Below are 18,534 nucleotides of genomic sequence, written 5' to 3'. Positions count from 1 at the left end.
TTCCTCGGCCCGGATCGATCCATCATCATGGGTCCACCTGAGGGCATGAGTCTCGCCGGGGACCTTGGCGGTAGTCGTCGAGTGGTTTGGAACCGGTGGAAATCGGACGATCAAGCCATCAACACGCTGGCTGTGGGTTCGATCACTCACGAGATGATGATGGTGCGCGGGGAGGGCGGGGTTATCCGATCCGTTTCACAGCCATTCGGTGAGCGGACGCCAATCTCGTACACGGGAGGGGAACCGTACGCGATTGCAGCGTCCGCGACGAGGGACGGAGATCAAGGTACCATAGTCGTGGAGCGGTTACACTTCGATGGCGCGAGCGATACCGCCGTGGTGGTGGGTTATCGGGCGACACGCATCACGTCCGCGATGGTGGACAGCGTCGTCCACGAGACGGGCCGTACCCTCTCCTGGAGACCTGGGGCCCCGGAGCCTCCGACACGACCGACTCGCGAGACCGCGGAACAAATTCGGAGTGCCATGTACGTTCCCGATTATCGCCCGCCGCTTTGGGATCTGGTGCAAGGTGTTGATGGCATCATATGGATCGGTCGCGAAGCTTCGGCGGGTGGTCAGGTAGGTTGGATCATCGCGACAGAGGCAGAAGGCCCGCTGGCGCGCATCGAATTGCCGGTGCACCAGCGTCCAATGGCTGTTGTGGAAGCGTATGTATGGCTTAGCGATCCGACTCCCTTGGACGTGGGGCGCGTGGTTAAATACCGCATCTCGTTCGACGAGCAATAATATCGGAGGAGAGATGCACCCACTGTCCGTGTCACTGTGTCATCGACGATGAGATCCCGGTCGAAGCGCGCCGAGGCTCCGCTGCGCTAGGCCTGCTCCAGATAGAAGCCGATGAGGCCTTGGTTCCGGGGCGGATCGGCGCCGAGCTGGCGGAGCATCGTCGTCACCTGTCCGCGGTGGTAGGTCGCGTGGTTGACGACGTGCTGCAGCATATGCCGGAAGGTGACGCGCATCGTTTCGCCATCGAAGAACCGGTACTCCATCACGCGGTGGATGTCCTCCGGGGCGAGTCCGGCGACGAAGCGCCGCACGCGGGTCTCTTCCTTCAGCCAGCGCGCACGAATGTCGCCCACCGTCTCGAAGTCGTCGGCGGGCAGATGCTCCGTCGGGAAGTGTCCTTCCCAGCGCGAGCACCAGACCCATTCGGCGGACACGACGTGGGCGAGCGTGTCGCGGATGGAGCCGAAGCTGCTCCCCAGGTCTCGGCGGAAATCCTCGGGCGCGATCTGCTCGACGGCGTCCAGCGTTCCGTCACGGGCCCGGTAGTGAAAATCGAGAAGTGACAGCAAGGCGTCGCAGGTCATGGTCCGGAGTCTACCTGAGGCTCGACTCCGATGCACGGTCCCGCGGACGTGATCCCGGGTCGGCGAAACGTGCCGGGAGCCGGTGTTTGCCGGGGCTGCCCCGCTCCGGCTAGATTACGTGGCTGTTCCGCAGACGCCTCCGCCGGAGGCAGACAACCCAGCGCGTGGGGAAGACATGAAGGCAGGCATACATCCGGAGTACGCACCCGCGAAGATCACCTGTGCGTGCGGCCGGGAGACGGAGGCCGCCTCGACCGTGGGCGAGATCCACGTCGAGATCTGTTCGCATTGCCACCCCTTCTTCACGGGGCGGCAGAAGCTCGTCGACACCGCGGGACGGGTGGAGCGGTTCATCGCCAAGTACGGCGACGGGAAGGCCCGCGGCGGCGCGAAGGCGGAGACGGAGGAGCAGGCAGCGGCGGCGGAGGCCGTGGAAGAGGAGGCCGCGGCGGTCGATGCCTGAGCCGGAAGCGCCTGGCGCTCGAACCTGCCTTCCAAATGACGGGGTTCCTCGCGGACCCCGTTTTCATGTAGGGAACGAGTAGAGAACGGGCAGGAAACGATGATGTCGGATCGGGACACCCTCGAGGAGCGTCTGCGCGACGCCGCCGAGCGGTACGAGGCGCTGGCGCGCCGGATGGCGGAGCCCGAGGTGCTGTCGGATATGGCCCTCCTGCGCGACGTCGCGCGCGAACACTCGGCGCTGGAGCCGGTGGCGCGCGCGGCGGAGCGCCACTTCAAGCTTCTCGACGATCTGCGGCAGGCGCGGGAGGTCGCGGCGGAGTCCGACGGCGAGCTGGCCGAAATGGCCGCGGCCGAGGCGGCCGAACTGCAGGCCGAGCGCGGGGAGGCGCGGGAAGAACTCCGCCGGCTCCTGGTGCCGAAGGACCCGCTGGACGACCGGCCCGCCGTGGTGGAGATCCGCGCGGGGACGGGCGGGGACGAAGCCGCACTCTTCGCGGCGGACCTGTACCGGATGTATGCCCGCTTCGCCGCGGAGTCCGGCTGGGACGTGGAACTCATCAGCACCAGCGAGGGCACGCTCGGGGGGCTCAAGGAGATCGTATTCGTCGTGCGCGGATCCGATGCCTACGGCCGTCTTCGCTACGAGTCCGGCGTCCACCGCGTCCAGCGCGTGCCGGAAACGGAGAGCCAGGGCCGGGTACATACGTCGGCGGCGACGGTCGCCGTCCTCCCGGAGGCGGAGGAGGTGGACATCGAGATCGATCCCGCCGACCTCAAGATCGACGTCTTCCGCTCCTCCGGACCCGGTGGACAGTCCGTGAACACGACCGACTCCGCGGTTCGGATCACGCACCGGCCGACCGGGCTCGTGGTGTCCTGCCAGGACGAGAAGTCGCAGCATAAAAACAAGGCGCGCGCGCTCAAGGTGCTGCGGAGCCGGCTGCTCGACCGGCTCGTCGCCGAACAGGAGGCGGAGCGGGCCCGCGAGCGGCGCACGCAGGTGGGGACCGGTGACCGCTCGATGAAGATCCGGACGTACAACTTCCCGCAGAACCGCGTAACGGATCACCGCATCCACTTCACGAGCCACCGGCTGGAGGCGATCCTCGCCGGCGACCTGGACGAAGTCGTCGAGGCGCTGCGGCTCGCCGGAACGGAGGAGCGGATGGCGGCGGCGGGCGGGTGACGGAACCGCGCCCGGGCGGGGCGGGGCGCCGTCCGGCGGGCCCGACGCGCCGCGAGATCGTGGAGGGCGTGCGGCGCGAGCTCGAGCTGGCCGGGCTGGAGGCCCCGCGGCTCGAAGCCGAGCGGCTCGTGGCCGCGGCGCTCGGCCTGTCGCGGGGCGAACTTGGCGTCTCCGGCGGAGAGCGGGTCGATCCGGCCGGTGCGGCGTCGGTCGCGCGCACGGTCTCCCGCCGTCTCGAGGGGCAGCCGCTCCAGCACATCGAGGGCACGGTCGATTTCCGGCGCGTCCGCCTCGTATCGGATGGCCGCGCCCTCATTCCGCGACCGGAGACCGAGCAACTGCTCGACCTCGTCGCCGCCTGGCGCCGCGACCGGAGCGGACCCGTCGAGGCACTCGACATCGGCGTCGGGTCGGGCGCCATCGCGATCGCGCTCCTGGACGAGGGGATCGCCGACCGCGTTATCGGACTCGACGTGTCCGAGGACGCGCTCGAACTCGCCCGCGAAAACGCCCGCCGCGCAAACGTCGAGAACCTCGAACTGCGCGCCTGTCCTCCCGACATCTGGTCCGCCCTCGTCCCGGAAGAGCGCTTCGACCTCATCATCTCCAACCCACCCTACGTCACAAGCTCGGAATGGACCGACCTCGACCCCGAGGTCCGGGATCACGAGCCTCGCGTCGCACTGGACGCCGGGGAAGACGGACTGGAGGTCATTCGAACCGTCGTGGCCGGCGCCCCGCCCCGGCTCCGCGAAGGCGGCGCGCTCTTCCTCGAGATCGGGATGTCGCAGGGCTCCGCCGTCCTCCGGCTCCTGAAGGCTGAAGCGCTGCTCTCCGATGTCCGAATCGGGACAGACCTCGCCGGCCGGCCCCGTTTTGCAAGCGCACGGAAGGCCGACTCCCGCTAGCAGCCCATGCCGGTCGTTCAAGTCGCGTGGGGGTCGGGGCCGGGTTATACTCGGGCGTCGAATCGTCGGCCCGGGCCCGTGGATGGCGAGCGGGGAGGGCACGGACGATTCGCGCCTCCGCCCGCTGCCGACCGGACGTGTCGGCCCCGGGGTGCTTCCTGATTCCGTTTCGAGCCGGAGACATGGACGAGCGAGACCGCATGCTGGAGAAGGCGCAGGAGGTCGGGCGCATCATCTCCCAGTTGCCCGAATACGCCTACCTGCGCGCGGCCCGCCGCGAGATCGACGAGGACCGCGACGCGACGGAACTGCTCAACCGTCTGCGCGACCTGCAGAGCACGCTCATGGAGGCCGTGGGCCGCGGCGAGCAGCCGACCGAGGAGCAGGAACGGGAGTTCGCCGAACTGCAGGAGAAGGTCCAGACGAACGCCCGCTACCAGGCGCTCATCTCCTCCCAGGCGAACTTCGAGAAGCTCATGGAGCGGGTGGATCGGGCGATCGGGGAGGGGGTCCGGAAGGGCGAGGAGAGCCGGATCATCCTCCCGACATGAAGGCGGCTCGCGATCTGGGGGAACGCGCGCTGCGCGCGATCTTCGAGCCGGCCATGGCGTGGCTCACGAGACGCCGCGTCCACCCCAACGTCATCAGCACGCTCGGTTTCGTCATCACCTGCAGTTCCGGCTATTTCTTTCATCAGCATCATGTGAGCACGGCCGGCTTCCTCGTCCTCCTCGGCGGCGTGTTCGACCTGTTCGATGGCACGGTCGCGCGCCGCACGGGACTGGCCTCGTCCTTCGGCGCCTTCTACGACTCGACGCTCGACCGGCTGTCCGAGATCGTCGTGTATCTGGGTCTCCTCTCCCTCTACAACGACTACCGTCTCGAACTGGGCGACGTGGGGATGATCTACTGGATCGTGCTCGCGCTCGCCGGCTCGCTGATGATCAGCTACACCCGCGCCCGGGCCGAGGCGCTCGGCATCGCCTGCTACGTCGGACTCATGCAGCGCCCCGAACGGGTCATCCTGATCGGCTTCGCCGCGCTCATCTTCGGCGAGACGACCATGTTCGGCCACCAGGGCCTCGTACTCAGGGTCGTGATCATCGTCCTCGCGATTCTCACCAACCTGACCGCCTTCCAGCGGATCTGGTGGGTGTACCGGAATACGCGGCCCGATGGCGAGCCGCCCCGGGAATCGAACTGAACCAGACACGGAGTGAACCAGCATCGTGGACTCGGATAGATCACCTTCAACCATTGCCCCCGCCGAAGGGACGCTCGGCGTTCTCCTCGTAGGGCTCGGAGCGGTCTCGACCACCTTCATCGCGGGCGTGGAAGCGGCGCGCCGGGGACGGAACCGGCCTATCGGATCGCTCACGCAGATGAACACGATCCGGCTCGGGAAGCGGACGGAGAACCGCACCCCGTTCATCCGCGACTTCGTGCCGCTGGCGGAACTGGACGATCTCGTTTTCGGCGCCTGGGATCCGATTCCGGACAACGCCTACGAGTCCGCCAAGGTGTGCGGCGTCCTCCGGCCGGAGGACATCGATCCGCTCGCGGACTTCATGCGGGGGATCGAACCGATGCCGGCCGCCTTCGACCGCGCGTACGTGAAGAAGCTCGACGGTTCGAACGTGAAGACGGGCGCGAACAAGCGGGAACTCGCCGAGCAGCTCCGCGAGGACATTCGCCGGTTCAAGGCGGAGCACGGCTGCGACCGCCTCGTGATGGTGTGGGCGGCTTCGACCGAGATCTTCATGCGTGCGAGCCCGGTCCACGACAGCCCGGCCTCCTTCGAGCGCGCGATGGAGGAGAACCACCCCGACATCGCCCCCTCGATGCTCTATGCGTGGGCCGCGCTCATGGAGGGGGTGCCGTTCGCGAACGGGGCGCCGAATCTGACCTGTGACATCCCCGCGCTTCTCGCGCTTGCCGCCGAGCGGGGCGTCGCGATCGCGGGGAAGGACTTCAAGACCGGCCAGACGCTGATGAAGACGATTCTGGCTCCGGGTCTCAAGGCGCGCATGCTCGGCCTCAACGGCTGGTTCTCGACGAATATCCTCGGGAACCGGGACGGCGAGGTGCTCGACGACCCGGAGAGTTTCAAGACGAAGGAGGAATCGAAGCTCGGGGCCCTCGAATATATCCTGCAGCCGGACATGTACCCGGACCTCTATGGAGAAATGTATCACAAGGTCCGTATCAACTACTATCCGCCGCGCGGCGACAACAAGGAGGGGTGGGACAATCTCGACATATTCGGCTGGATGGGGTACGGCATGCAGATCAAGATCGACTTCCTGTGCCGCGACTCCATTCTGGCGGCGCCCATCGTTCTCGATCTGGCGCTCTTTCTCGACCTCGCGGCGCGCTCCGGACTGTCGGGAGTCCAGGAATGGCTGTCCTTCTACTTCAAGGCGCCGCAGACGGCTCCGGACCTGTATCCGGAACACGACATTTTCATCCAGCACTGGAAGCTCAAGAACACGTTGCGCTGGCTGAGGGGGGAGGAACAGATCACCCACCTCGGCGTGGAGTATTACGACTGAATGAAGGGGCGCTTCCTCGTTTTCGAGGGGCCCGAGGGGGCGGGAAAGTCGCTCCAGATCGGCCGGCTGACCGAACGGCTGTCCGCGGCCGGCGTGCCCCACCTGGTGACGCGGGAACCCGGAGGCACGGCGGCGGCGGAAGCGATTCGGAGCGTGCTCCTCGACCGGCCGGAACTCCGGCTCGACGGGATCGCCGAACTCCTGCTCTTTTCGGCGTCCCGCCGTGTCCACGTCGAGGAGGTGATCCGGCCCGCGCTGGAGCGCGGCGAGGTCGTCCTCTGTGACCGCTTCGAGCTTTCCACGCGGGTCTACCAGGGGCGGGCGCGCGGAGTCGCCGCGCAGACGATCGAACAGGTCACCCGCGCCGCCACGGGCGGTCTCCTTCCGGATCTCTACCTCGTGCTCGACGTACCGGTGAAGGTGGGACTGGGTCGCCAATGGCAGGATGAGGAAGACCCGGGCCAGCTGGCCTTCTTCGGGCCCGCTCCCGATCGAATCGAGCTCGAGAAGCGATCGTTCCGCGAGCGCGTGCGGGAAGGGTATCGGGAGTTCGCGGCAGAAGAAGACGGGATCGTGGTCGTCGATGGCTCGGGGACGCCGGATGAGGTGGAAGGCCGGATTCTGGGGTTGCTGGAGGAGAGATTCCCGGATCGTTTCCCGGGGGCGAACTTTCCTCGTTGACGGTGTCGTGTGACATTGACGGTAGCGGCGGGGTGCCGCTCGAACGCGGCCCGCGCGATGCGGGGCTGCCACCACGGAGGATGCATGAGACTGGAGCGATCCTGGACGACCGGAGTGCTGGTCGGCGCCATCGCCCTTGCGACCGGCGGCTGGCTGATAAATCAGGGCGGAGCCGCGAGCGGCGGAGAAAGCCGTCGGCTGCTGGAGGAAATCCACCGCCTGATCTCCGCCCGCTTCGTCGACGAGATCCCGCCGGAGGAGTTGTACCGCATGGCGATCGACGGGATGCTCGAGAATCTGGGCGACCCGTACACGACGTTCCTGGAGCCCCGGGATTCCGAGGACCTTCGTCTCACCACCACGGGCAACTACGGTGGACTCGGCGTCCGGATCGACGTGAAGGATGACTGGATCACGGTCGTTCAGGTGCTCCCGAACTCACCGGCGCTCCGCGAGGGACTCGAGGTCGGCGACCGCATCATCGAGGTCGAGGGCGAATCGGCCGAGGGCTGGTCGGTGGACAAGGCCGTGGACACGCTGCGGGGCGAGAAGGGAGCACCGGTCGACATCACGATCGCGAGGGTAGGCGTGGACCGGCCGCTCGCGATTCGTATCGTGCGCGACGTCATTCAGGTGGCGCAGGCGCAGGGCTTCGTCCTGGACGGCGATATCGGCTATGTGACGCTGCGCGGGTTCAGCCGCGAGGCGAAGGAGGAACTCGTCGCGACGCTGGACCGCCTCGTCGATGAAGGGGCGGGCGGACTGATCCTGGATCTGCGGCGGAATCCCGGCGGCCTGCTGCCGGCGGGAATCGATGTCACGGATCTCTTCCTGGAGCGTGGCCAGTCCGTGGTGGAAACGCGTTCCCGGCTCGACGAGCAGAATTACCTGTTCCGCGCCTCCACCGAGGATCGCTACGCCGATATTCCCGTCGTCGTCGTCGTCGACGGCCTCAGCGCGAGCGCGTCGGAGATCGTTGCCGGTGCGCTGCAGGACCACGACCGCGCGGTCGTGGTGGGCACGACGACGTTCGGCAAGGGTTCCGTGCAGACGCTGTATCGGCTCTCCGGGGACAACAGCATGAAGGTCACGACGGCCCGCTGGTACACTCCGGCGGGGCGCTCCATCACGAAGGACTTCGACCGGGCGAGCGCGCTTCGCGACTTGGCCGCGAGCGCCGTGGCGATCTCCGGCGAACCCATTGCGTCGCGGTCGGAGCCGGAAGACCGGGAGGAGTTCACGACGACGGGCGGCCGGACGGTGTATGGGGGCGGCGGGATTACGCCGGACCTGATTGTCTACGCGACACGCTCTCCACCGAAGAACAGGAACTGCGGCGTCTTGCGACGCGCTCGGGGGCGATTCCGCGGAACGTCGTCTTCCGGTGGGCGGTCGAGTATTCGAACGAGCACGATTTCAACGAAGGCTTCTCCGTCACGCAGGGGATGCGGGACGAGGTCTGGGCGGCGCTCGTGGACGCGGGAGCCGAGGTCGAGAAGGAACTCTTCGACCAGTCGCGGACCTACGTCGACTGGCTCATCGCGGATGAACTGGCGGGCGCGGAGTTCGGGGAAGTGCCACAGCTCCGCAGCCGGGCCGTGCGTGACGCTCAGATACAGGTCGCAATGGACCTTCTGATGGAGGCCGATTCGCCGGAAGCGCTGCTCACTGTCGCGGCGCGTGTCGCCGAGGAGCGGGGGGCGGACGGCGCGGAGAGCGGGCAGTCCGATGGGGATCACTAGCGGGCTGCTGGTGGCGACACAACACCGGTAAGGCAGGACGCCGCAGGGCGATTCAAGAGGCGAGGAGACGAGTGATGAGAGAGCGTACGCGACGATCGGCCGTGATTGCAACCACGATGGCTCTGATGGCGGCGACGGCGTGCGCCAGCAACCCTCGCCCCGGAACGTACACGCGGCTCATCATCACCGGCAGCGAGATCCGCGACGCCGGGTATCGGTCGGCCTACGAGGCGCTCACCCATCACCGCGAATTGATCGTGTTCGAGGGCGAAATCGGCTTCAGGGGCGGAAACGACGACCCGTGGGTGCGGGATGCGAACGGCAGGACCCAGCCGCGCCCCCGAATGTCGCAGTCGTATCACGTCCCGCTTCTCGTTGTGAACGGTGACTTCAACCAGAACGACGCGGTCACCACGCTCCGCCGAATTCCCGCCGACGAGATCGTGACGATCCGCCTCTACCGCCAAAGCATGATCCCGTCCCGCTACCGCCGGCCCGGCGCCGAGGGCGGAGTGATCGAGGTCAACACCCGCTAGCAGCGGGGCTTTTGCCACGGGCTGCTGGACGACGGGTCGGTGCGCCTGAACCCCCTGCCTTGAACCGGGAACGTTCGTATCGAAGACTCCTCGTCTTCGGCCGCCTGCCCGAGCCGGGCTACGTCAAGACGCGCCTCCATCCCGAGCTGACGAGGGAGGAGAGCGCCGTCCTGTACGAGGCGTTCCTCGACGACGCCATGAAGCTCGCGCCGGACGGGATCGCCGCGGAGTTGTGGGTACCCGATCGCCCTGGAGCGATGGAGCGGCTGGGCTCGCGATACCCCGCGGCTCGAATCCGGCTGCAACCCGAAGGTTTGCTCGGCGACCGGCTCGATATGGCGTTTGCCCGCGCCTTCGACGAGGGCGTGGATTGCGCGGTTGCGGTCGGAAGCGACCATCCGACCCTCCCGCTCGACTTCGTCGTGCGGGCTTTCGACGCGCTGGCAGGTAGCCCGGTGGCCCTTGGCCCGAGCCTGGACGGCGGATACTACGCGGTCGGACTGCGCGGGTCGGCGTGGCCGCAAGCCCGCGGCCTCTTCGCCGGAGCCCCCTGGTCGACGTCGGGGCTGTTCGCCTGGACGCGCGCGCGCGCCGCGTCGCTGCGGCTCGATTGTGCAGAACTGCCGCCCTGGTACGATGTGGACCGTCCGGCCGACCTGGCGCGCATGGCCGGCGATCTGACCGAAGGGAGCGCGACTGCCGGCGCCTGGGCCCGGCTCGCGCTGCCGACCGCGGCACCGGAGGGGTGATGGAACCGATCCGCGTCATGTTGGATCGGGCCGGCACCCCGGAGTCGTCACATCTCGTGTACGGCGTCGTCCACGAATCCGGTTCCTCGGGTCGGCGTCACGCCTTTGGCGATCCTCAACTGACGGCCTTCTGGCGTTCCTCGATGAAACCGCTCCAGATCCTTCCGGTCGTCCGGGACCGCGTGCTCGGACGCCTCGGGCTCGGGGCGGAGGCGCTTGCGCTGGCGTGCGCTTCCCATCACGGCACCCCGCGACACCTGGAGGTCGTGCAGTCGGTGATCGACGCGGTGAAACTGACGCCGGAGATGTTCGCATGCGGGCCGCACCGGCCGTTCGACGACGGGGCGGCCCGAGGGATGGATCGGGAGGGGCGCCTCCCGGGACGTATCCACAACAACTGCTCAGGTCAGCACGCGGCGCTGCTGTCGCTCTGTGTCGCTCGCGGCTGGCCCGTGGCGGGCTACCACGAACCGGAGCACCCGCTGCAGCGGACGATCCGCCGCGAACTCTCGGCATGGCTGGGCGAAGACTGCGAGCGTCTCCCGTGGGGGACGGATGGCTGCGGCCTGCCGACCCCGGCCCTTTCTCTGCGGGATATGGCGCGGGTGTTCGCGGCGTTCGGTGCCTCTCCGGAGGCGGCCGTGCGATCGGTTGTGACCGCGATGACGACGCACCCGACCTTGGTGTCGGGTCCCACGGCGCTCTCCGCGAACCTGATGCAGGCGAGTTCGGGTCGGATTCTCGCAAAGGAAGGGGCGGAAGGAGTCTTCTGTCTCGCGAGCGCCGAGGGGGGGTGGGGTGCGGCCTTCAAGGTGCTGGATGGGGCCACGCGGCCGCTGGGGCCGGCGGTCGTGCACGCGCTTGCGACGCTGTCGTTGCTCGCGCCCGCGGAGATTGGGCAGCTGGAGGGCTTCGCGCATCCCGTGGTCCGGAACACGTGCGGGAACGAGGTCGGTGTGCTGTCGGTGGAAGCTCAGGGGGGCTGAGGTGGGACTCGATGCACGGACAGGGGCGCTCGTCGAGCTTTCGGCGGCCCTCGCGCGGCCGGACGTGGAGGGATGGCGGTCGGCGCTCGAGGCGGCCGCCGCACACGCAGCTCGCGCCGAGATCGAGGAGGCGCTCCTGCAGGCGCACCTCTTCGTGGGGTTCCCCACGGTGCTCGATGCCTTCATCGCGTGGAGGGGAATCGCGGGCGGCGAGACCATCGGGGCCGTGGCGCCGGCGGATCGGCCCGGAGCTGGGGAGGCGCTCTGCCGGGCCGTGTATGGCGGTGTGTACGACCGGCTTCGCGACCACGTTCGCCGACTGCATCCGGAGCTGGACGCCTGGATGGTGGAGCACGGGTATGGGCGCACGCTGTCGCGCTCCGGGCTCGCCGTGGAGACGCGCGAGCTGTGCATCGTGGGGTTGCTGGCCGCGGCCGGGCACGAGCGGCAGCTCCGCGCTCACCTGCATGGCGCGCTGAACGTCGGCACCCCGCCGGGGCGAGTGGAGGCGGCGCTGCGCGTCGGAATCCGCGCGGCCGCGCGGGCGCCTGCCGGCTCGGAGCGTTCCGCGGGGGCAGACCCCGCGAGGCTGCTCGCGATCTGGGGGAAGGTCGTGGATCGGGCGGGACGCGACCGGGGGCGGAACGTGGAGGAGGAATCTTGTTCGTCGATGTAGCCAGAATACACGTAACCGGAGGGGCGGGCGGCGCGGGCGCCGTCGCCTTCCGGCGGGAGAAGGGGGTGCCCCGCGGAGGGCCTGCCGGCGGTCGGGGCGGAAACGGCGGCGGCGTGATCCTCGTTGCGGACCCGCGACTCGACACGTTGCTCGACTACTCGTACCGCGCGCACTACAAGGCCGGCCGCGCCGGACACGGGGAGGGGAAGAAGCGGGACGGCGCCTCGGGAGAGGACCTGCGGCTGCCGGTACCTCTCGGGACGCTCGTGCGCGATGTCGAGACGGGTGAGCGGATCGGCGAACTGCTCGAGGAGGACGATGAACTCGTCGTCGCCCGGGGCGGTCGCGGGGGGAGGGGCAACGCGAGCTTCGCCTCGCCCACGCGCCAGACGCCGCGCGAATGGGAACCCGGGGAGTGGGGGGAGGAGCGGCACATCGAACTCGAGCTCAAGCTCATCGCCGACGTGGGTCTGGTGGGGGAGCCCAACGCGGGAAAATCGACGCTCCTCGCCCGGGTGACGGCGGCGAAGCCGCGGATCGCGGACTACCCCTTCTCTACGCTGACGCCCAACCTGGGCGTCGTGGGGTTGAGCGGGAATCGCTCGTTCGTGATGGCGGACATCCCGGGCATCATCGAAGGAGCGCACGAGGGGCGCGGCCTGGGCACGCAGTTCCTTCGGCACATCGAACGGACGCGCACCCTCGCGCTCCTCGTGCCGCTGGATGACGAAGATCCGCAGGCGACGTACGACCTGCTGCGCGAGGAGCTGCGTGCGCACAACGCGGCGCTGGCCGGCATATCACACTGCGTTCTTCTGACAAAGGCCGATTTGAATCCCGCCGCGGCGGAACCGGCGGTGTCGGTCGATGCCCCCGGGAGCTGGGGCCAGTTCACGATCTCGGCCGTGACCGGGGCCGGCCTCGACCGCGCGCTCGAAGGTCTCTGGACGCGTGTGCAGAGGGAGAAGGCGGCGGCGGCGGAGGAGGTCGAAGCGGACCCGTTCGGGAGCAGCGAAGCGTGGCGGCCGTGACCGGAAGACGTTCCGCGGCGGGGCGAGCGATGGAGAGGGAACTGGTGGCGCTCGTCGTGCTGGCCCGCGCCCCCGGCATCGGGCCGCGCGGCGTCCGGCGTCTGGTCGACCGCCATGGCGCGGCGTCGGCGGCGCTCGCGGTGGCGCGACGCGCCGCGCCGGACGAACTGCGCGCGCTCGGCCGGGGCCGGCGGATTCCGGGCGCGAGGACGGTCCGGGCCCTCGGCGCCGACGGCGAGAGAGCGGCGCGGTCATTGCTGCGCGAAGCGGGCGCGAAGGGGCTCTGCGTGGCGGCGTACACGGACTGTGGAGAGGCCGCATATCCCGAGGGGCTGCACGATCTTCCCGATCCGCCCCCCATTCTCTTCAAACGCGGCGACGGGGCGCTGGACTCCGAGCGGACGATCGCCGTCGTGGGCACGCGGGCCGCTTCGTCTTACGGGCTGCGCACGGCATACACGCTGGGAAGGGAACTCGGACGCTGGGGATGGACGGTGGTGAGCGGCATGGCCCGCGGCATCGATGCGGCGGCCCACGCCGGCGCCCTCGATGTCGGCGGGCGGACCATCGGGGTTCTCGGAACCGGACACGATCGCGAATACCCCGCGGACAACCGGGACCTGTACCGGAGGATGCGTTCGCACGGCATCCTGCTGAGCGAGTTCGAGCCGGGGGCGCCGCCGACGCGTTCGGCGTTCCCGCGCCGCAACCGGGTCATCGCCGCCCTCGCGCGTGGCGTCATCGTCGTGGAGGCGGGCGGACGGAGCGGCGCCCTGAACACGGCGGACCATGCCCTGGACCTGGGGCGCGAAGTCCTCGCGGTGCCCGGGCGGATCGATGATCCGGGCGCGGCCGGGTGCCTTCGCCTCCTGCGTCAGGGCGCCGGGCTCGTGGCCGGCGTACAGGACGTCTTCGATGCCCTGGGCTGGCTGTGCCTCGAGCCGCAGGCGCCCCCATCGGAAGAAGGATCCGCCCCGGAGGTCGACGGATCCTCCGGCGACAGGCGTCTGCTCGGAGCGCTCTCGCGGGGACCCCGCTCGCCGGATGAACTGGCCGTGGGTCTCGAGATGCCCGTCACGAAGGTGCTTGGCGGGCTGGGGCGGCTGGAACTTGAAGGGTGGGTCGAGCGTCGGCCGGGAGGGAACTTCGCCGCCGTCCGGCGGCGGGGCGGCCGCTGATGTCCGCCGAGCGCCCGCCACGCTCCCTGTATGTGCACTTTCCGTTCTGCGCGCATCGCTGCCACTACTGCGATTTCTCCGTCCAGCGGGCGTCGGACCCGCCGGTCTCCCGCTGGCTTGCTGCGATCGAGGTCGAACTCGCCTGGTGGTTCGAGCGCAACGGATGGGATCCGGGAGACACGCTCGACACGATCTTCGTGGGAGGCGGGACGCCTTCACTCATGGGGTCCGCCGGGATGGAAGGGCTCGCCTCGCGAATCTCCGCCTGGTTCCGAATCGACCCCGCGCACACGGAATGGACGGCCGAGGCGAACCCGGCGTCCTTCGATGCGCATCTCGGCTCAAGCTGGCGGGCGACGGGCGTAAACCGGCTGAGTCTCGGCGTGCAGGCCCTGGACGATGCCGTCCTGACCTGGCTGGGCCGGCTTCACGACCGGCGCCGGGCCACGGAGGCCGTCGCGGCGGCGATGGACGCCGGATTCGAACGTGTGAGCGTTGACCTGATCTTCGGCCTGCCCCCGGAAGTGAGGCGGGACCTCGGGGCGGAGGTGGAGGCGGCGGCCGCGCTCGAAGTGTCTCACCTGAGTCTCTACGGCCTGACCGTGGAACCTCGCACGCCGCTGGCCGAGTGGATCCGCATGGGCCGGGTGGGAGCGCCGGATGAGGAGCGCTACGCCGACGAGTACCGACTCCTGTCGCGCGACCTGCGCGCGGCCGGGTATGAGCAGTACGAGGTGTCCAACTTCGCCCGGCCGGGAGCGCAGTGCCGCCACAACTGGTCGTACTGGAACCGAACATCGTATCTTGCCCTCGGCCCGTCCGCGCATGGATTTCTTCCACCGATCCGCAGTTGGAACGTCTTTCGCTGGGACCGGTATGAACGCGCGCTACAGGCGGGCCGGGGCCCGCTCGAAGGTTGGGAACGCGTGGGGCCGGAAGAGGAGGAACTGGAACGGATCTGGCTGGGCCTCCGTACGAATCGCGGATTGACGCCCGATTTCGTGCGGAAGGTCTCATCGGACGGACTCCGCCTGGACGATTGGGCCGAGGCCGGGTGGCTGGAGGAGCGGAACGGACGCTGGATGGCAACGATCGAAGGCTGGCTCCGCCTGGATGCGATCGCCGCCGAACTCGCCGGGGCTGAAAGAGCATGACCCTGCCAACACTGACAGAGCGCGAACGGGCCGTCCTCGCCGCGGTCATCGACTCCTTCGTCCGCACGGCCGCCCCGGCCGGCTCGCGAAGGATCGGGAAGGAGTACGCGCTCGGCGTGTCGCCCGCGACGATCCGAAACACGATGGCGGACCTCGAGAGCAAGGGTCTGCTCACCCACCCCTACACCTCCGCCGGGCGGCTTCCCACGGACCTCGCCTACCGGTATTACGTCGATGCGCTCATGCGATGGGGCAGCATCCGGAAGCGGGACCGGGCGAAGATCGAACGCGAGTTGGGGGACGCCGACGCCGGCGGCGTCGAGGACCTCATGGGCAAGGCGGCACGCGTCCTCAGCCTCCTGACGGGGGAACTCGGCCTCGCGGTGGGTCCGACGCTCGCCACGGCCACGCTCGAGCGTCTCGAACTCGTGCCGCTGTCGAGCGAGAAGGTACTCCTCGTGTTCACGATCGAGTCCGGCGTGGTTCGCACCGTGTACGTGGACGTGACGACGCGGGTGCCGCGGGCGACGCTCCAGGCCGTGTCGCAGGCGCTGAACGAGCGGTTGGCGGGCAGCGCGATCTCCGAGATCCAGGCGACGCTGCGCGAGCGACTCGGCGACCTGAGCTTCCACAACCGCGGCGCGCAGGAACTGATGAACATCTTCGTGCACAGCGGTCCGGACATCTTCGAGTGGGCCCGCCGGGAGCGCGAGATCCACCTCGGGAGCGCCGCGGCGCTGACGGAGCAGCCGGAGTTCACGACGAGCCAGCGCCTGCGCGAGCTCCTGCTCCTCACGGAGCGCCGCGAATTGCTCGCCTCGGTGCTGGGGGATCGCGGCGGCTCGGACGGACCTCATGTCACGATCGGCGCCGAGCACGGCCAGCCCGAACTCGACGATCTGACCATCGTCACGGCCAACTATGCCGTCGGCAGTCTGCAGGGCACGGTCGGCGTGATCGGGCCGACGCGCATGCCGTACGACAAGGTCGTCTCCATCGTCGACTGGACTTCGGATCTTCTCACGCGGCTGACGCCGTGAGCCGCGACTACTACGATCTGCTCGGGGTCTCCCGCGATGCGGATGCGGACGAACTGAAGAGGGCGTACCGCCGCCTCGCGATGGAATACCATCCGGACCGCAATTCCGCGTCCGACGCGGAGGAGCGGTTCAAGGAGGTCACGGAGGCGTGGGAAGTGCTCCGCGACCCGGGGAAGCGGGAGCTGTACGACCAATACGGCGAGGCCGGCGTAAGGCGCGGCGGCGGCGGCGAGGCGCCGTTCTCGGGGTTCAACAACTTCTCGGACGCGTTCGACGTGTTCATGCGGGAGTTCGGCGGGGCCGGCTTCGGGGGAGGCGGCTTCGGCGACCTCTTCGCAGATGCGCGGTCCCCGAACCAGCCGCGCCGCGGCTCCACCCTCAAGGTCGCCGTCACGATCACGCTGGAAGAGGCGGCCGAGGGGGCCCGGCGCTCCCTCCGCGTCTCCGCCCTGGATCGGTGCGAGCGGTGCGATGCGACGGGCGCCGAACCGGGGAGCACGGCTTCCACGTGCGGGACGTGCCAGGGCACGGGCGAGATTCGCATGGTCCAGCGCTCGATGCTGGGACAATTCGTCTCGGTGCGTCCCTGCTCCACGTGCGGTGGCGAGGGCACCTGGATCGAGGATGAGTGCCGCGACTGCGGGCGGACCGGGCGCGTGCGGGTCGACCGGTCCGTCGACATCGAGATTCCCGCGGGTATTTCGTCCGACGACTACCTGAAGCTGCGCGGGCGCGGCAATGCGGGGCCGCGCGGCGGACCGCCGGGGGACCTCATCGTGCAGGTGGAGGTCGAGCCGCACGACCGCTTCGAGCGCAGGGGCGACGACCTCGTCCTCGACCTGCCCGTCACCTTCTCGCAGGCGGCGCTGGGCGACGAACTCGACGTGCCGACGATCCTCGGGCAGGCCCGCTTGAAGGTGCCCGCCGGAATCCAGGCGGGGCAGGTCCTGAGGCTTCGTGGCCAGGGGATGCCGCGTTTGAGAGCCGCCGGCCACGGGGACCAGTTGGTGCGGGTACACACCTGGACGCCGAGCGAACTGTCCCGGCGTCAGCGCGACATCCTGGAGTCGCTGCGCGAGGTCGAAGATGCGCCGCCCGAGCCGCGCCGGGGCGAGGATCCGAGCTTCTGGGAGCGAGTAAAGGCGGCGTTTACGGCGTAGCGGACCCCGACGCAACGGCCGCGGCCGGCTGCCGTGCCATCCGCTCCGCGAGGCTCACGAGGAGCTGATCGAAGGGGACGGCGAACTTCTCGACGCCCTCTGCCAGAAGCTGGTCCGTGACCTCGTCCAACTCGATCCCGACGGCCGCCAACTCCGCCATCGTGCGACGGGCCTCGTCGACCCCCTCGGTCAGCGTGCCGGCTGCGCGTCCGTGATCCCTGAAGGCGTCGATCGTCTTCTCCGGCAGCGTGTTGACGGTCAGGTTGCCGATGAGCGGCTCGACATACATCACGTCGGAATACGCAGGGTTCTTCGTGCTCGTGCTGGCCCACAGCATGCGTTGCGGACGGGCGCCGAGCCGTGCGAGACGGGCCCAGCGATCCGTGGCCAGCCGCTGCTGGAAGCCGACGTAGGCGAGTTTCGCGTTGGCGATCGCGGCCTTGCCGAGCAAGGCCTCAACGCGAGCGGAGTCGCCCTCCGCGGCATCGGCCAGCGCGTCGAGCTTCCGGTCGGTCAGCGCATCGATCCGGCTCACGAAGAAGCTGGCCACCGAGGCGACGTCGTCGACGGGACGTCCCGCTTCGATCCGCTGCTCCAGCGCCTCCGTGTGCGCGTCCGCGACCGCCTCGTACGCGGCGATGGAGAAAAGGAGGGTCACGTTCACGTTCACGCCCTCGAACAGCGCCTGCCGGATCGCCGGGACTCCGGCGGGCGTCCCCGGGATCTTGATGAGGACATTCTCGCGGGCCACTTCATCGTGAAGGCGGCGGGCCTCCCGCACCGTGCCCTCCGTATCGTTCGCCAGGTGGGGCGAAACCTCGAGGGAGACATACCCGTCGACCCCTCCGGAACTTTCCCATACGCCCCGCAGGACATCGCATGCGCCCTGGACGTCCGCGATCGTGAGCCGGTCGTAGACATCTTCGACGCCGAGACCCCGGGCGGTGAAGCGGGCGATGTCCTCATCGTACTGCGCGCTGCCGGTGATGGCGTTGTGGAAGATCGCGGGGTTCGAGGTGACCCCCCTCAACCCTTCCGTCTCCACCCGGCGAGCCAGCCCTCCGTCGACCAGCATCCCGCGCGTCAGGTTGTCGAGCCAATAGCTCTGGCCGTGCTCCTGAAGCTGAAGCAGCGCGCTCATCTCTCTCCCCTCCCC

20 protein-coding genes are annotated in these 18,534 nt (G+C 68.8%); 18 read left to right on the top strand and 2 right to left on the bottom strand.

The window, feature by feature from the left end; genetic code table 11:
* Positions 1–486: 486 nt before the first annotated feature.
* Positions 487–750 (top strand): hypothetical protein, encoded by a 264-nt coding sequence (locus ACQY5G_RS13705; protein WP_428278724.1) that lies wholly within the window; start codon positions 487–489, stop codon positions 748–750.
* An 86-nt stretch (positions 751–836) separates the two neighbouring features.
* Here the strand turns inward: ACQY5G_RS13705 and ACQY5G_RS13700 are convergent, their stop codons facing one another.
* Positions 837–1,334 carry a DinB family protein gene (locus ACQY5G_RS13700; RefSeq protein WP_428274845.1) on the bottom strand — a complete coding sequence of 166 codons (498 nt, stop codon included), beginning with the start codon at positions 1,332–1,334 and terminating at the stop codon, positions 837–839.
* A gap of 175 nt (positions 1,335–1,509) precedes the next feature.
* Between ACQY5G_RS13700 and rpmE the strand changes: the two genes are divergently transcribed.
* The 17 genes from rpmE to dnaJ all read left to right on the top strand — a co-directional run bounded on the left by rpmE (position 1,510) and on the right by dnaJ (position 17,378).
* Entirely contained in the window at positions 1,510–1,797 is a 288-nt protein-coding gene (gene rpmE, locus ACQY5G_RS13695) for a 50S ribosomal protein L31 (RefSeq protein WP_428274844.1), read from the top strand.
* Positions 1,798–1,896: 99 nt separating this feature from the next.
* Positions 1,897–2,985, top strand: coding sequence for a peptide chain release factor 1 (gene prfA, locus ACQY5G_RS13690; RefSeq protein ID WP_428274842.1), 1,089 nt, complete (start codon positions 1,897–1,899; stop codon positions 2,983–2,985).
* Positions 2,982–3,893 carry a peptide chain release factor N(5)-glutamine methyltransferase gene (gene prmC / locus ACQY5G_RS13685; protein WP_428274840.1) on the top strand — a complete coding sequence of 304 codons (912 nt, stop codon included), beginning with the start codon at positions 2,982–2,984 and terminating at the stop codon, positions 3,891–3,893. The genes prfA and prmC overlap by 4 nt, the downstream gene beginning before the upstream one ends.
* 182 nt (positions 3,894–4,075) lie before the next feature.
* Positions 4,076–4,444 (top strand): YlbF family regulator, encoded by a 369-nt coding sequence (locus tag ACQY5G_RS13680; RefSeq protein ID WP_428274838.1) that lies wholly within the window; start codon positions 4,076–4,078, stop codon positions 4,442–4,444.
* The gene (locus ACQY5G_RS13675; RefSeq protein ID WP_428274836.1) at positions 4,441–5,097 is read left to right on the top strand and encodes a CDP-alcohol phosphatidyltransferase family protein; all 657 of its coding nucleotides are present in this window, start codon (positions 4,441–4,443) and stop codon (positions 5,095–5,097) included. The genes ACQY5G_RS13680 and ACQY5G_RS13675 overlap by 4 nt, the downstream gene beginning before the upstream one ends.
* 22 nt (positions 5,098–5,119) lie before the next feature.
* Positions 5,120–6,445 (top strand): inositol-3-phosphate synthase, encoded by a 1,326-nt coding sequence (locus tag ACQY5G_RS13670; RefSeq protein ID WP_428278705.1) that lies wholly within the window; start codon positions 5,120–5,122, stop codon positions 6,443–6,445.
* Positions 6,446–7,126 carry a dTMP kinase gene (gene tmk, locus ACQY5G_RS13665; RefSeq protein ID WP_428274834.1) on the top strand — a complete coding sequence of 227 codons (681 nt, stop codon included), beginning with the start codon at positions 6,446–6,448 and terminating at the stop codon, positions 7,124–7,126.
* Between the two features lie 84 nt (positions 7,127–7,210).
* Positions 7,211–8,764: a S41 family peptidase gene (locus ACQY5G_RS13660; RefSeq protein ID WP_428274832.1), complete on the top strand. Its 1,554-nt coding sequence runs from the start codon at positions 7,211–7,213 to the stop codon at positions 8,762–8,764.
* 178 nt (positions 8,765–8,942) lie between these two features.
* On the top strand, positions 8,943–9,404 hold the full coding sequence (locus ACQY5G_RS13655; protein WP_428274830.1) for a hypothetical protein: 462 nt from the start codon (positions 8,943–8,945) through the stop codon (positions 9,402–9,404).
* Between the two features lie 59 nt (positions 9,405–9,463).
* Positions 9,464–10,153 carry a TIGR04282 family arsenosugar biosynthesis glycosyltransferase gene (locus ACQY5G_RS13650; RefSeq protein WP_428274828.1) on the top strand — a complete coding sequence of 230 codons (690 nt, stop codon included), beginning with the start codon at positions 9,464–9,466 and terminating at the stop codon, positions 10,151–10,153.
* Positions 10,153–11,139 (top strand): asparaginase, encoded by a 987-nt coding sequence (locus tag ACQY5G_RS13645; protein ID WP_428274826.1) that lies wholly within the window; start codon positions 10,153–10,155, stop codon positions 11,137–11,139. Before ACQY5G_RS13650 ends, ACQY5G_RS13645 begins: the two co-directional genes overlap by 1 nt.
* 1 nt (position 11,140) lies before the next feature.
* Complete coding sequence (locus tag ACQY5G_RS13640) at positions 11,141–11,815, top strand: carboxymuconolactone decarboxylase family protein (RefSeq protein ID WP_428274824.1); 675 nt, start codon at positions 11,141–11,143, stop codon at positions 11,813–11,815.
* On the top strand, positions 11,797–12,846 hold the full coding sequence (gene obgE / locus ACQY5G_RS13635; protein ID WP_428278704.1) for a GTPase ObgE: 1,050 nt from the start codon (positions 11,797–11,799) through the stop codon (positions 12,844–12,846). The genes ACQY5G_RS13640 and obgE overlap by 19 nt, the downstream gene beginning before the upstream one ends.
* A 29-nt stretch (positions 12,847–12,875) precedes the next feature.
* Complete coding sequence (gene dprA / locus ACQY5G_RS13630; protein WP_428274822.1) at positions 12,876–14,024, top strand: DNA-processing protein DprA; 1,149 nt, start codon at positions 12,876–12,878, stop codon at positions 14,022–14,024.
* Complete coding sequence (gene hemW / locus ACQY5G_RS13625; protein ID WP_428274820.1) at positions 14,024–15,178, top strand: radical SAM family heme chaperone HemW; 1,155 nt, start codon at positions 14,024–14,026, stop codon at positions 15,176–15,178. Before dprA ends, hemW begins: the two co-directional genes overlap by 1 nt.
* Positions 15,175–16,218 carry a heat-inducible transcriptional repressor HrcA gene (gene hrcA, locus ACQY5G_RS13620; RefSeq protein ID WP_428274818.1) on the top strand — a complete coding sequence of 348 codons (1,044 nt, stop codon included), beginning with the start codon at positions 15,175–15,177 and terminating at the stop codon, positions 16,216–16,218. Before hemW ends, hrcA begins: the two co-directional genes overlap by 4 nt.
* Positions 16,215–17,378, top strand: coding sequence for a molecular chaperone DnaJ (gene dnaJ / locus ACQY5G_RS13615; RefSeq protein WP_428274816.1), 1,164 nt, complete (start codon positions 16,215–16,217; stop codon positions 17,376–17,378). Before hrcA ends, dnaJ begins: the two co-directional genes overlap by 4 nt.
* Here dnaJ and tal read toward each other — a convergent pair.
* Positions 17,368–18,519, bottom strand: a complete 1,152-nt coding sequence (tal, locus tag ACQY5G_RS13610; RefSeq protein ID WP_428274814.1) for a transaldolase — start codon at positions 18,517–18,519, stop codon at positions 17,368–17,370. The genes dnaJ and tal overlap by 11 nt on opposite strands.
* Positions 18,520–18,534 lie beyond the last annotated feature (15 nt).

The organism is Candidatus Palauibacter sp. (genome assembly GCF_965261555.1).
Classification (GTDB): domain Bacteria; phylum Gemmatimonadota; class Gemmatimonadetes; order Palauibacterales; family Palauibacteraceae; genus Palauibacter.
The sequence above is the reverse complement of the archived record's forward strand: the minus strand, read 5'-3'. Positions and strand labels throughout refer to the sequence as shown.

Bases quoted from the DNA above. Each gene is read 5' to 3' on its own strand.
- hemW (WP_428274820.1), top strand. From the start codon at position 14,024: ATGTCCGCCGAGCGCCCGCCACGCTCCCTGTATGTGCACTTTCCGTTC.
- ACQY5G_RS13645 (WP_428274826.1), top strand. From the start codon at position 10,153: ATGGAACCGATCCGCGTCATGTTGGATCGGGCCGGCACCCCGGAGTCG.
- tmk (WP_428274834.1), top strand. From the start codon at position 6,446: ATGAAGGGGCGCTTCCTCGTTTTCGAGGGGCCCGAGGGGGCGGGAAAG.
- ACQY5G_RS13680 (WP_428274838.1), top strand. From the start codon at position 4,076: ATGGACGAGCGAGACCGCATGCTGGAGAAGGCGCAGGAGGTCGGGCGC.
- ACQY5G_RS13660 (WP_428274832.1), top strand. From the start codon at position 7,211: ATGAGACTGGAGCGATCCTGGACGACCGGAGTGCTGGTCGGCGCCATC.
- ACQY5G_RS13675 (WP_428274836.1), top strand. From the start codon at position 4,441: ATGAAGGCGGCTCGCGATCTGGGGGAACGCGCGCTGCGCGCGATCTTC.
- prfA (WP_428274842.1), top strand. From the start codon at position 1,897: ATGATGTCGGATCGGGACACCCTCGAGGAGCGTCTGCGCGACGCCGCC.
- dprA (WP_428274822.1), top strand. From the start codon at position 12,876: ATGGAGAGGGAACTGGTGGCGCTCGTCGTGCTGGCCCGCGCCCCCGGC.
- rpmE (WP_428274844.1), top strand. From the start codon at position 1,510: ATGAAGGCAGGCATACATCCGGAGTACGCACCCGCGAAGATCACCTGT.
- ACQY5G_RS13700 (WP_428274845.1), bottom strand. From the start codon at position 1,334: ATGACCTGCGACGCCTTGCTGTCACTTCTCGATTTTCACTACCGGGCC.
- ACQY5G_RS13655 (WP_428274830.1), top strand. From the start codon at position 8,943: ATGAGAGAGCGTACGCGACGATCGGCCGTGATTGCAACCACGATGGCT.
- ACQY5G_RS13705 (WP_428278724.1), top strand. From the start codon at position 487: ATGTACGTTCCCGATTATCGCCCGCCGCTTTGGGATCTGGTGCAAGGT.
- tal (WP_428274814.1), bottom strand. From the start codon at position 18,519: ATGAGCGCGCTGCTTCAGCTTCAGGAGCACGGCCAGAGCTATTGGCTC.
- hrcA (WP_428274818.1), top strand. From the start codon at position 15,175: ATGACCCTGCCAACACTGACAGAGCGCGAACGGGCCGTCCTCGCCGCG.